Origin of the sequence: Mycolicibacterium gadium (genome assembly GCF_010728925.1) — a bacterium.
GTDB lineage: Bacteria > Actinomycetota > Actinomycetes > Mycobacteriales > Mycobacteriaceae > Mycobacterium > Mycobacterium gadium.
The window spans coordinates 3436317-3448922 of the sequence record NZ_AP022608.1; the positions used below are offsets into that span (position 1 = coordinate 3436317).

General features: G+C 65.2%; 10 protein-coding genes. 5 read left to right on the forward strand and 5 right to left on the reverse strand.

Annotated features, from left to right (window positions below):
• Positions 1-2 precede the first annotated feature (2 nt).
• The 5 genes from G6N36_RS16890 to G6N36_RS16910 form a co-directional block, all read right to left on the reverse strand.
• Positions 3-1163: a CaiB/BaiF CoA transferase family protein gene (locus tag G6N36_RS16890; protein WP_163687819.1), complete on the reverse strand. Its 1161-nt coding sequence runs from the start codon at positions 1161-1163 to the stop codon at positions 3-5.
• Positions 1156-2091, reverse strand: coding sequence for an SDR family NAD(P)-dependent oxidoreductase (locus tag G6N36_RS16895; protein WP_163687822.1), 936 nt, complete (start codon positions 2089-2091; stop codon positions 1156-1158). The genes G6N36_RS16890 and G6N36_RS16895 overlap by 8 nt, the downstream gene beginning before the upstream one ends.
• Entirely contained in the window at positions 2084-3943 is a 1860-nt protein-coding gene (locus G6N36_RS16900) for a flavin-containing monooxygenase (RefSeq protein ID WP_163687825.1), read from the reverse strand. The genes G6N36_RS16895 and G6N36_RS16900 overlap by 8 nt, the downstream gene beginning before the upstream one ends.
• A gap of 68 nt (positions 3944-4011) precedes the next feature.
• Positions 4012-5424, reverse strand: coding sequence for an aromatic ring-hydroxylating oxygenase subunit alpha (locus G6N36_RS16905; RefSeq protein ID WP_163687828.1), 1413 nt, complete (start codon positions 5422-5424; stop codon positions 4012-4014).
• A 12-nt stretch (positions 5425-5436) separates the two neighbouring features.
• Positions 5437-6282: an SDR family NAD(P)-dependent oxidoreductase gene (locus tag G6N36_RS16910; RefSeq protein ID WP_163687831.1), complete on the reverse strand. Its 846-nt coding sequence runs from the start codon at positions 6280-6282 to the stop codon at positions 5437-5439.
• A 138-nt stretch (positions 6283-6420) separates the two neighbouring features.
• On the opposite strand from G6N36_RS16910, the gene G6N36_RS16915 reads away from it, so the two are divergent.
• Genes G6N36_RS16915 through G6N36_RS16935 form a run of 5 tightly spaced genes read left to right on the forward strand, consistent with a single transcriptional unit; the run spans position 6421 to position 12547 of the window.
• Positions 6421-8025: a Vgb family protein gene (locus G6N36_RS16915; RefSeq protein ID WP_163687834.1), complete on the forward strand. Its 1605-nt coding sequence runs from the start codon at positions 6421-6423 to the stop codon at positions 8023-8025.
• Positions 8022-8768, forward strand: coding sequence for a GntR family transcriptional regulator (locus tag G6N36_RS16920; RefSeq protein WP_163687837.1), 747 nt, complete (start codon positions 8022-8024; stop codon positions 8766-8768). The genes G6N36_RS16915 and G6N36_RS16920 overlap by 4 nt, the downstream gene beginning before the upstream one ends.
• Positions 8765-10312 carry an AMP-binding protein gene (locus tag G6N36_RS16925; RefSeq protein ID WP_163687840.1) on the forward strand — a complete coding sequence of 516 codons (1548 nt, stop codon included), beginning with the start codon at positions 8765-8767 and terminating at the stop codon, positions 10310-10312. Before G6N36_RS16920 ends, G6N36_RS16925 begins: the two co-directional genes overlap by 4 nt.
• A 1-nt stretch (position 10313) precedes the next feature.
• A complete protein-coding gene (locus G6N36_RS16930; RefSeq protein WP_163687843.1) occupies positions 10314-11084 on the forward strand; it encodes an SDR family NAD(P)-dependent oxidoreductase in 771 nt (256 codons plus the stop codon).
• Positions 11081-12547 (forward strand): acyl-CoA synthetase, encoded by a 1467-nt coding sequence (locus G6N36_RS16935; RefSeq protein ID WP_163687846.1) that lies wholly within the window; start codon positions 11081-11083, stop codon positions 12545-12547. Before G6N36_RS16930 ends, G6N36_RS16935 begins: the two co-directional genes overlap by 4 nt.
• The last annotated feature ends 59 nt before the right edge of the window (positions 12548-12606 follow it).

Below are 12606 nucleotides of genomic sequence, written 5' to 3' on the forward strand. Positions count from 1 at the left end.
ACCTAGCCCCGTCTCGTCGTGAGGTCGGTGAGTCCGAGCTCGTCGAGCACATCGTCGGTGTCCTCGCCCAGCATCGGCGCTGGACCGGCGACGCGTCCCGGCGTTCGCGAAAACCACGTCGGCACACCGGGGAACCGCACTAAGCCTTGGGGAGTTTCGACGGTCTCGAACAGACCGGCCGCATTCAGCTGCGGCGAGTCGAACAGAGAGTCGAGCGTGTTGATCGGTGTGGCGGGAATCTCCAACTCGGCGAAAAGCTTCAGCCACTCGTCGGTGGTGCGCTCCAACATGGTCTGTGCCAGCAGGCCGTAGACCCTGTCGATCTGTCTGGCGCGCAGAGCCAGCGTCGCAAATTCATCGCAGTTCCATACCGGCTGCACCGACGCGATGAAGGCATTCCAATGCTTGTCGTTGTAGATCAACGCGGCGACATGACCGTCGCTAGTTCGGTACGGACGTCGGTTTGGTGCGACGGTACGCGGGTAGATTGCCGGACCCAACGGAGGGTCGAACATGGCGCCGTTGGCATGTTCGACCAACATGAAGGATGCCATGGTCTCGAACATGCTGACTTCGACTTCCTGACCTTCGCCGGTTCGCTCCCGATGGAATAGCGCCATCATGGTGGCGTACAGCGCCGTAAGCCCGGTCACTTTGTCCGCCATGATCGTTGCCACGTAAGTGGCGTCGCCCGTGAGTTCCTTCTGGACGGCGGGTAATCCGCACTCGGCTTGAATGGTGTCGTCGTAGGCCGGGCGTTCGGCATCCGGACCACGCCTGCTGTAGCCATAGCAGTTGGTGTAAATGATCTTCGGATTGATGGCCGCGACCGCGTCGTAGTCGAATCCGAGCTTGGCGACCGCCTTCGCCCGCATGGAATGAATGAAGACATCGGCCGTGGCGACAAGCGCGCGAAGCGCCGCCGCGTCCTCGTCGGAGGTCAGATCCAGGACAACGCTGCGCTTACCACGGTTGACATTCATGAATACACCGTTCATGCCTGGCGCGGGCCCCTCGGCGACGTAACGCACGATGTCGCCTTCAGGTGGTTCGACTTTCACGACGTCGGCGCCCATGTCCGCCATGATTTGGGTGCAGTACGGCCCCATCACCACAGCGGTGAGGTCGACGACGCGTACGCCCGCCAGCGGACCGCTAGGCATGATTCAGTTCATCTGACTGGCGCGCCGCCATCGCGAAGCTGTACCGGATGTGGTCACCGTGGCCGTCGGGTACCACGGGGAACACCAGCGGTTCGGTGTCGTCGCGGATCGCCGTCATGTTCTCGCCGACGTCGGCTATCGTCCACGACGGCCGGTACACACCCGGAGTCTCCGCGACGACGGCCGTCGCCACCCGGCCCGCGAGCGCGACGAGTATTTCCCCTGTGATCGAACATGTCTCGTGCGCCAGCCATCCGACGACGGGCGCCACCAGCTCCGGACCCATCGGGGGATACGCCGAGGTGTCGATGCCCTCGGCCATGCGTGTGACGGCGGCGGGCACGATCACGTTGCTCCTGATGCCGTGATCGACACCCTCCATCGCGGCGACGTTGGACAGCCCGATCACGCCCGCCTTGGCGACCGCATAGTTCGCGACGCCGTGGTTGCCGTACAGCCCGCCGATCGAAGACGTCAGCACAATGCGGCCATAGTCCGCGTCACACATCGCCGGGAAGGCCGGCCGCACGACGTGGAACGCTCCGCGCAGGTGGACGTCGACGACGGCCTCGAAGTCCTCATACGACATCTCGCGCAGCGGAGAGCGCCGGACGTTGCCAGCGTTGTGGATGAGGATGTCGATGCGACCGTACCGGTCCAGCGCCGTCCCGATGATCGCCTGACCGCCCTCAGGAGTCGCGACCGAATCGGTGTTGGCGACGGCTTCCCCTCCCGCAGCGATGATCTCGCCCACCACATCCTCAGCGGGCGTCGTCTCATCGGCGCCGGCGCCGCTGAGGCTGCCGCCGGGGTCGTTGACGACGACCTTGGCGCCCTGCGCCGCCAGCAACAGTGCGTACGAGCGGCCCAACCCCCTGCCGCCGCCGGTGACGACCGCGACCCGACCGTCGAACCTCATGTCATCCACGAAGTTCCAGCCCGTCGAGGTCGCCCCTGGCTCGCCACTGCGCGATCAACTCGTCGAAGGCGTAGAAGCCCGGCGAATAGAAGTCGCCGAGGAATGCGCCGTTCTTCACGGCGCCGCCCTGGCCTTCGTTGTTGTAATAGCCGGGAGTGCAGGACAGTTCGAATGCAGAGTTGTCGATCGCGAGTTCGCGGACGGTCTGCACCCAGGCGTCCTGGCCCTCCTGACTAGGCTCGACGGTCGCGGCACCGCGGTTCTGCGCCTCGGCGATGAGGTAGGCGATGTGGTTGGCCTGCTGCTCGAACATCGCTGTGGTGTTGGCTGACACACCGCCCTGGATGAAACCCATGAAGAATTGGTTGGGGAACCCGCGGCTCGTCATCCCGTGCAGGGTCTTGTAATCGTCTTGCCAATAGTCGAAAAGCGAAAGCCCGTCGCGGCCGACGATTCGATCGATCGCGTACCGGCGGCTGATCTCGGTCGAGATCTCGAAGCCACTGGCGAACACGACGCAGTCGACCTCGTATTCGACACCGTCGGCGACGATTCCCTTGTCAGTCAGCCGTTCCACACCTTTGGTCGCGGACACGTCGACCAACGTCACGTTGGGTCGGTTGAACGTGGCGAGATACTGCTCGCTGGACGTCGGCCGCTTGCACATGAAGCGGTAGTACGGCTTGAGCGCCTCGGCGGTGTCCGGATCGTCGACGATCTCGTCGACTAGGCGACGCAGCCGCTCCATGATCTTGTAGTCTTCCTCTTCCCGGAAGGCCATGATCTGTTCGATGGTCACCGACGCCGGGTCATCGCTACCTGCAATGCGGGCGGTCAGGTTGCGGCCGAGCTCAGTCCAGAAGTCGCACACCAGATCCGGCTCCCCGAACACGACACCGACAAACGGTGACCAGTTGTGGAAGTTGCGCTTGCGCTCCTCCTGCCAACCCGGTTGCAGCGAGGCGGCCCAGTGGGGGTCGGTGGCGGGATTGGTGCGCGTATCGACCGAGGACGGCGTCCGTTGGAACACGAACAGGTGCCCGGCGTCGCGACCGAGGTGCGGTACCAATTGGATGCCCGTGGCACCTGTGCCGACGAGCGCGATGCGCTTATCCGCCAGCTTGGTCAGGCCGCCGTCGGCGTCTCCGCCGGTGTAGTCGTAGTCCCAACGGGCGGAGTGGAACACGTGCCCACCGGCGGCCTGGTACTCCTTGATGCCAGGGATTCCGGGAAGTTTCGGGCGGTTGTACGAGCCCTGAGCCATCACGACGAAGCGAGCGCGGATGTCGTCTCCGCGGTCGGTGCTGATCCGCCAGCGCTCGGTGGCGTCGTCCCAGATCAATTCGCGGACCTGGGTGGAGAACAGCGCGCCGTCGTATAGGCCGAAATGCTTGCCGATGTTGCGGCAGTGCTGGAAGATCTCGGCGCCGTCGGCGAACTTCTTCGAGGGCATGAAGTCCAGCTCTTCCAGCAGCGGGATGTAGCAGTAAGCGTCGTTGTCACATTGGATCCCAGGAAACCGGTTCCAGTACCACACGCCGCCGAAGTCACCCGCCATCTCGATGACGCGGATACCGTCGACGCCGGCCTTCTTGAGATAGGCGCCGGCCAGCAGTCCGGAGAAGCCGCCGCCGAGAATGACGACGTCGACGTCTTCGGCGATCGGGTCGCGCTCGACCACCGTCGTGTAGGGGTCGACCTCGGAGAACTCCGCGAACTCCCCTTCGAGTTCCAAGTACTGCGAACCGCCCTCGGGCCGCAGACGTTTGGCCCGTTCAGCGGCATACCTCTCCCGGATCTCGGGGATGTCGATGTCGGACGGGGTGTCAGTGGGCCCGCACGTGTTCTCGGTGGTCGTCATGTATCTCCTCTTCCTTGCGAATCCGGCGCGCGAAGCGACCCCGGCGGTGCGTCAGCGCGCCCGATTCGCTAAAGGTCTTGTGGTTCGCCGGTGCCCATGTACCTGGAGAGCTGGTAATGCAGGTTGACGGTGCTGCGCTCGCGGTATGGGTTGGGCTTCGTACCGGGGAAGCCGGCCGACTTCATGCCCTGCTGTACTGCGGCCATGTTCGAGAAGTCCTGCGGCAGCACCGACAGCCAATTCGGCGAGTCCTTCGGTGTGTACTGCCATTCCGTCTGCGGCTCTTCGCCTTTGGGATAGAGCTCAAACACCGCGACCTCGAAGATGCACTTGTTGGGGTCGTAGCTCGGATCAGGACGGGCTGCGTAGCACAGCGCGCTCGTCAAGCCCTGGCCGACCTGGAAGTTCGGGAAGATCTGCCAGGCGGTCCCGCTCTGACCGAGAATGTCGGGCGGGATCGTCGGCCAGATCACCCCACGCGCTTCGTCGTCACGACGGGCCGACGCGAGCCAATGCTGCAGCACCTGGTCGGCGGGGGTGCCCTCGGGCAGTTCGTCGACCAGGCGCTTGGCGGCGTTCACCAGGGTGTTGGTCGTGGTCGCGTTCGACTCCTCCATGGTGTAAACCTGCATCTCAGCGGTCGAGATACGCGGATCGCCGGTTCCCAGACGGATTTTGGACTTGGTTTCGTCCATCCCCTTGGGGGCGTCGTACCCGATGTTGCTGTGCTTACCCTGCGCCTTTGCCCAGCCCTTGAATTCGCCGAACCTGTTGAACTCCGGGTGGGTGGTGAACACGTGGTAGGTCTCGTTGAAGGCCTCCATCGCGACCTTCCAGTTGCAGTCGAAGTACAGCCACTTGCGCCACTTGTAGCGCATGTTCTCCAGACCGAACGGATCGAGGATTTTCGCCGCGGGAAACAGGTAGTCGCCCAGCGGTTCGCAATCCGGGTCCATGTTGATGAACAGCCAGCCGCCCCAGGTGTCGACCTGAACGGGTACGAGGTGGGTGTTGTCCGGCGTCAGTGCACCCTTCCAGTCATCCTGTTCGCGGATGTGGGTGCAGGCTCCGTCCAAATCGTATGTCCAGCCGTGGAATCCGCAGACGAAGGACTTGCGCGCACGGCCGACAGCGTTCTTGGCGCCTTCGGGATTGTCGACGAGTTTGCGGCCGCGGTGCATGCACACGTTGTGATGGGCAGCGAAGGTGTCCGCACCCGTTCGTACAATGATGATCGAGTCATCGAGGATGTCGTAGGTCAGGTAACTGCCGACCTCGGGTATCTCCTCCACCCGGCCGACCTGTTGCCATACCTTGCGCCACAACCGATCCCGCTCGTTGCGGGCATACTCCGGCGAGATGTAGGCGTCGACGCCGATGGTCATCGGCGACGACAGATCTTCGGCGATCTCTCCCGTCGAGTCGTCCGGGTCTCCATCGACCTCGATCGCGGCGTCCAGATCGGATTCGGTGTGGGTCACTTCATCGTCCTTTCAGGGCCGACTGATGGCTTCGCGGAAGGAATCGTCGGCGAGGAAAAGCGACGTGTTGTCGGCGCCGAGATGCGTCCATTTGAGGTTGAGGCCGCCGTCGACAAGCAGGGTTTGGCCGGTGATGTAGCTCGACATGTCCGATAGCAAAAAGAGGATCGCACCCGCCTGCTCCTCGGGAGTGCCGCGACGGCCCATCGCGATGGCGGTGCGGTCGCGATCCGGGTCGTCGTCGACGTAGGTGCGCGACGCGGCCGTCGCCGTCACACCGGGAGCGACAGCGTTGACGCGGATGTTGTCCAGCGCCAGTTCGGCAGCCATCGTGCGGGTCATCGCCACGATCGCCGCCTTCGCGGTGCCGTAGGCGATGTGGAAGGGCGCGGTGTTCATCCCGCTGATCGAGGACACCGAGACGATCGATCCCGGCTTCTGCTGTGCCCGGATCTCGGCGGCGACCGCTTGGCTCATGAAGAACGCGGTCTCCAGATTCGCGGCGAACAGCGCCCGCCAGTCCTCACGCGTGACCCGCGTGGCAGGCATCCACGTCGACGGCGCCGCACCGCCCGCGATGTTCACCAACCCGTACAGCGCGCCATCGGTGTGCCGCACGTGATCCATCACCGTGGCGATCCCCTCGTCGGTGGACGCGTCCGCGGAGACCGGCACCACCGACAAACCCTGCTCGGCCAGGGGTGCGACATGTTCGTCGAGGTTCTCCTTCGACCGGCTCACTGCGATCACGGTGGCGCCCGCCTCCGCGGCCATGCGCGTGACCGTGGTGCCGATGCCGCCACCGCCCGCGCCGGACACCACGACCTTGCGGCCAGCCAGCCGCAACAGGTCAGGCATGATATTTGTCCGGACAACATATGGTGCTCTGCATATTGCAGAACACTATTCCGCAGCGGTAATGACCCCGTCAAGAGCGGTCCACCTGGTGGTTCGGGCTATTGTCTGGACTAGCGGGGCTTGGTAGCGTCCGGGTTCATGACTGTTCCCGCGACGGCCTCGCGCCCGCCCTCCCGGTACATCGCGACCGACCCGAGGACGGCCGACGGCTGGCGGCTCGAGAGGCTCACGACACCGAGCCGGCTGTTCGGGGCGAACGGCCTGCGCACCGGTCCCGACGGACGGGTCTATGTCGCCCAGGTGACCGGCAGCCAGATCAGCGCCCTTGGTCTCGACGGCGACGTCGAGGCGATCAGCCCCAAGGGAGGCGACATCATCGCGCCCGATGATGTCGCCTTCGATTCGAGCGGCAACCTGTACGCGACCGAAGTGATGGACGGCCGGGTGAGCGTGCGTGACGTCAGCGGTGCGGCACGCGTGCTGCGCGACGATCTTCCGTGCGCGAACGGCATCACCGTGTATCAGGACCGCTTGTTCATCAACGAATGTCGAGACGGCGGCCGGCTCATGGAGCTGGACAGGGCCACCGGCGCATCGCGAATTTTGCTGGAGGACCTGCCCTCGCCGAACGCGATGGAGGTCGGCCCCGACGGGATGCTGTACTACCCGCTGATGACGGCCAACGAAATCTGGCGCGTTCATCCCGATGGCGGTGAGCCGCAACGGGTCACCGGTGATCTCGGCGTGCCCGACGCGGTCAAGTTCGATCCGCAGGGCTTCCTGGTGTCCACGCAGGTGGCCAGCGGGCAGGTGCTGCGCATCGACCCCCGCAGCGGCGACAAGACGCTACTGGCGCAACTGAACCCGGGCCTGGACAACCTGACCTTCGTCGGCGACCGGTTGTTCGTCTCCAACTTCACCGGCGAGATCACCGAGGTCCTCGCCGGAGGCGAGACCCGCACCGCGCTGCCCGGCGGGCTGAATTGGCCGCTGGACCTGGTCGTCGGCGACGACGGCCGGATCTACGTCGCCGACGGCACCTACTTCTACGCCGTCGGCACCGACGGTGTGCTGGAAACCGTCGGGATGCTGTTCACCCCGGGGTATCCGGGCTTTCTTCGCGGGTTGGCCCCCGCGGGTGCCGGTGCATTCGTGGTCGCGACATCTGGCGGCCAGATCGCGCGCTACCGACCCGGCGATGGCGAAACCGACTACCTTGCAGACGGATTCGATCAGCTTTACGGTGTTGCCATCGGACCCGGCGAGGCCATCGTGTTCGCCGAACTCGGTACCGGCAGCGTGCATACGCTGCGGTCGGGCCGCGTCGAATTGCTCGCCTCCGGCCTACAGGACCCCGTCGGTGTGACCTTCGGCCCCGACGGTGTCCCAATGGTCGCAGAGTCGGGTGCCGGCCGAGTCGTACGGGTTACGGGTTCGACCGAGACCGTGGTCGACGGATTGCAACGACCGCAGGGCATCCACGTCAGTGACGGCAAGCTGTACATCGTCGACGCGGGAGCCAAGGAGGTCGTCGCGGTCGATCTCGCGAGCGGAGAACGCTGGACCATCGCCTCGGGCCTGCCCGTCGGGCCGCCGCCGGGGGTTGATCCCAAGCCGCTCAAGGGAATGCCGCCGTTCTCCGGGCCACAAGGACCGTTCGCCGGTATCACCTCGGGACCCGATGGCTCCCTGTATTTCTCGGCAGACGGCGATGGCAGCGTTCTGGCGTTGCGGCGCACATGACAGTCACGCCGGCCGACCACCGGTACCTGCAGGTGGCGCGCACGCTCCGGAAGGAGATCGTGGACGGGGTCTATCCCGTCGGATCTCAACTGCCTACCGAACAACAGCTGTGCGAACGTTTCGAGGTCAGCCGCTACACCGTGCGCGAGGCACTGCGACGGCTGCGCGACGACAATCTCGTCGCGTCCCGTCCTCGCGCCGGAACGCTGGTGGTACCGCGGCCGGAGACGAACAGCTATGCCCAGGACGTGATGTCGATCAACGACCTGCTGGCGTTCGCCTCTGGTGCACAGCTCACGATCGAAAGCAATGCGATGGTGGTCATCGACGAGCACCTGCGTGAGCGGACCGGCCTGAGTGTGGGAACGGAATGGCTGGCCGTTCGCGGCTACCGCGCGGACGGCACCGCGGCTCCGGTATGCGCGACGGAGTACTACATCAATCGGGCGTTCGCGGCGGTCGGCCGCCTGCTGCAACGGCATTCGGGTCCCATCTTCCCGCTGATCGAGGATCTGTTCGGGGTCAGCATCGTCGAGGTGCGACAGGAGATCGCCGCGGTGCCCGTCACGTCCGAGCTGGCCGAGGTGCTCCGGGTCGAGGTGGGCAGCGCGGCGTTGGAGATGCAGCGCACCTACAAGACGTCCGACGGTGAGGTCGCGCAGGTCACCGTCAACACCCATCCCTCGTCACGCTACCGGCATTCGATGACGATGCGCCGGGTCAAGGGGCAGGCCGGGCAGTGAGGGTCGACGAGCAGCGCGCGGCCGACGCCTACCGGCGTGGGCTGTGGGTGAGCGAGACGCTCGCCGACTCGCTGCGCGTCGCGGCCAGGGCTACGCCCGAGCGCACGGTGCTGGTGGACGGCGAAATTCGGCTCGACTGCAAGGGTTTACACGACGAGGCCACCGCACTGGCTCAAACCCTGATGGGGTTGATGCCCGCGGGCAGCGTGGTGTCGTTCATGCTGCCGAATTGGTATGAGGCCGCCGTCATCTATCTGGGCGCGACGCTCGCCGGCATGGTGGTGAATCCCATTCTGCCCTCGCTTCGCGATCGCGAACTCGCGTTCATCCTGTCCGACGCCGACAGCCGGGCGATCTTCATACCGTCGACCTTCGGCGGCCATGACTACGCCGCGATGCTGGATCGGGTGACCGCATCGATGGCCTCACCGCCCCTGGTCGTGGTCGTCCGCGGTGACAGCCATACGCCGTACGCCTCGATGTTCGAGACCGAGACGACCGCGGTGTTGCCGGTGCTGAATCCCGACACGGTGCGCATGATCCTCTACACCTCCGGTACGACCGGACGGCCCAAGGGCGTTCTGCACACGCATAATTCGATTCACGCGCTGATCCGCCAGATCGGCGAGCACTGGCTGGTGGCAGACGGCGACCGGTTCCTGGTCCCGTCGCCGATCGCACACATCGGCGGATCGATCTATGCGTTCGAGTGCCCACTGCTGCTCGGCACCACGGCGGTGCTGATGGAGCGCTGGGATCCGGATGCCGCAGTGTCGCTGATGTTGGCGGAACACTGCACTCACATGGCCGGTGCCACACCGTTTCTCGACGGTCTGCTGGCGGCCGCTGAGCGAGCGGACAGCCGGTTGCCAGACCTGAAGGTGTTCATCTGCGGCGGCGCTTCGGTCCCGCCGTCCCTGATCCGCAGGGCGACCGGCTATTTCGAGAGAGCCGCGGTGTCCCGGGTGTACGGATCGACCGAGGTGCCGGTGACAACCGTGGGTTCTCTCGATGACGTCGACCATGCGGCCGACACCGATGGTCGCGCGGGTATCGCGGATGTCAAACTGACCGACGGTGAGATCTGTGCGCGCGGCCCGCAGATGCTCGTCGGCTATCTGCACTCCGACGACGAGACGGAATCCTTCGACAGCGAGGGCTATTTCCGCACCGGCGATCTCGCGCGATGGGTCGATGAGGACTATCTGGTGGTCACCGGCCGGGCCAAGGACATCATCATCCGCAACGGCGAGAACATTTCGCCGAAGGAAGTAGAGGACCTACTCATCGCGCACCCGGCGATCGCCGAGATCGCGATCGTCGGCGTGCCCGACGAGCGGACGGGAGAACGGGCGTGCGCGGTGGTCGTCGCCACCGGAGAACGCGTACCCGACATCGACGACATGCGGACACTGTTGATCGGTGAAGGGCTGGCCAAGTTCAAAATCCCTGAGCAGATCGTCATTTGGGAGGCGCTGCCGAAGAACGCCGCGGGCAAGGTACTCAAGCATCAGATCCGCGCGGCACTTGAAAAGGTGGAGTGATATGCAGGTTGCGATCGTGACGGGCGCGAGTAGCGGCATCGGGTTCGGATGCGCTACCAAACTCGCCTCCCAGGGCATGGCGGTGCTGGGTACCGGCCGCGACGACGCCAGGCTCGAAGAACTCAAGAGCCATGACCCGGAGCACATCGAGACCCTCGCCGTGGACCTCACCGCGGACGATGCGCCGCGCCGGATCGTGGACACCGCCATCGAACGGTGGGGCCGCATCGACTTCCTGATCAACAACGCCGGAGTGGGCAGCCCGAAGCCACTGCACGAGACCGACGACGAATCACTGGACTATTTCCTGGGGTTGATGCTGCGCGCGCCGTTCCGGTTGGCCCGCGAGGCGGTTGTGCACATGCAGCCCGGTTCGGCGATCATCAACATCACCTCGACGTTCGCCATTGTGGGCGGTCTGCGCGGCGGCGCGTACTCGGCGGCGAAGGGCGGCCTGACCTCATTGACGAGGCACATCGCCTGCCAGTACGGGCCGCAAGGCATTCGCTGTAATGCCGTCGCCCCGGGCGTCACCCTCACTCCGATGGTGGCGAGCCGCCTCGAAGACCCACGATTCCGCAAGATCAACACCGAGATGACGCCGTACCCACGCCTCGGTGAGGTCGAGGACATCGCGAGCACCGTCGCATTCCTGTGTAGCGACGGAGCAGCCTTCATCAACGGGCAGGAGATCGCCGTCGACGGCGGCTGGACGTCGACCAAGTACCTTTCGGACTTCGCGTTGAACGCCGATTGGGTGGAACAGCGTTGAACCTGTTCGGCCTTCTGGACCAGGCCGCCGAGCGGTTCGGCGATCGTGGCGCGGTGTTCTGCGGTGAGCGCCAGTTGCACACGTGGTCGCAGTTGCGTGAGCGGGCCCTGCGCATCGCGTCCACTCTCGGTGACCCCGGCACCCGTATCGCCATCGCCAGCGAGAACCGCCCCGAGATCGTCGAGCTGATGTTCGCGACATGGGCCGCCGAGTGCGTCGTCGTCCCGATCAACTACAAGCTTCATCCGCGCGAAATGGTCCAGATCATCGACGACGCAGGCGTTTCGCGGGTGTTCGCGTCGCCTAAGATCGGCGCGGAACTGACGCCGGTCACCGAGGTTCCCGTCGAAGCGGTTGACTCGCAGGCCTATTCGGCACGCACGGCCAGCACGCCGGCGGAGCGGCCGCGCACCACTGATCCGGCGGCCCTGGCGTGGCTCTTCTACACCAGCGGAACCACCGGTCGGTCGAAGGGGGCGATGCTCACGCACCGCAACCTGATGGCGATGACGGTGTCCCATCTGGCGGATTTCGACTCGCCGGACCAGAACTGCAGCCTCGTGCACGGTGCGCCGATGTCGCACGGCTCGGGTCTGTACATCCCGCCGTACGTGTTACGCGCTGCGCGGCAGGTGATTCCGGCCTCTGCAGGGTTCGATCCGCAGGAGTTCCTCGACCTCTGCGAACGTCATCCCGGCTGCAGCGCATTCCTCGCGCCGACCATGGTCCAGCGCCTCGTCCAGACCGGACGCGCACGCCCTCCGAACCTGCGCACGATCGTCTACGGCGGCGGCCCGATGTACGTCGACAGCCTGAAGAAGGCGATGGCGGCGTTCGGCCCGATCTTCGTCCAACTCTACGGTCAAGGCGAGTCACCGATGACCATCACCGGCCTGCGCAGGGCCGACCACATCGACGCCGACGACGCGGTCCTGGGTTCCGTCGGGTACGCCCGGTCAGGCGTGGACGTCGCGGTGCTGCGCGACGACGACACACCGGCGTCGGCGGGCGAGATCGGTGAGATCGTCTGTCGCGGAGACGTTGTCATGGCCGGCTACTGGAACAATCCCGAGGCCACCGCGAAAACCCTGCAGGATGGGTGGCTGCGCACCGGCGACATGGGGTCGTTCGACGAGCACGGCTTTCTCACGTTGCGGGACCGCTCCAAGGATGTGGTGATCAGCGGCGGAAGCAACATCTATCCGCGTGAGGTCGAGGAGATCCTGCTCGAGCATCCTGGCGTCGAGGAAGCCGGCGTCGTGGGGGCGCCTGACGGGGAGTGGGGCGAGGTCGTCGTGGCGTTCATCGTCGGCTCGGCGTCGCCCGCGGACCTGGACGCTCACCTGCTCGAGCGCATCGCGCGCTTCAAACGGCCCAAGCGGTACGAGTACATCGACGAGCTGCCGAAGAACAGCTACGGCAAGGTGCTCAAGCGGGATTTGCGCGAACGGCTGCTTCCCTAGCGCGAGTGTGGGGTTGTGCTACGTCAATGGGCCTTGGGGTCTAGGGGTCGATGCAACAG

Coding starts and splice junctions, on each gene's coding strand:
- G6N36_RS16890 (WP_163687819.1), bottom strand. CDS start 1,163: ATGCCTAGCGGTCCGCTGGCGGGCGTACGCGTCGTCGACCTCACCGCT.
- G6N36_RS16900 (WP_163687825.1), bottom strand. CDS start 3,943: ATGACGACCACCGAGAACACGTGCGGGCCCACTGACACCCCGTCCGAC.
- G6N36_RS16910 (WP_163687831.1), bottom strand. CDS start 6,282: ATGCCTGACCTGTTGCGGCTGGCTGGCCGCAAGGTCGTGGTGTCCGGC.
- G6N36_RS16915 (WP_163687834.1), top strand. CDS start 6,421: ATGACTGTTCCCGCGACGGCCTCGCGCCCGCCCTCCCGGTACATCGCG.
- G6N36_RS16920 (WP_163687837.1), top strand. CDS start 8,022: ATGACAGTCACGCCGGCCGACCACCGGTACCTGCAGGTGGCGCGCACG.
- G6N36_RS16930 (WP_163687843.1), top strand. CDS start 10,314: ATGCAGGTTGCGATCGTGACGGGCGCGAGTAGCGGCATCGGGTTCGGA.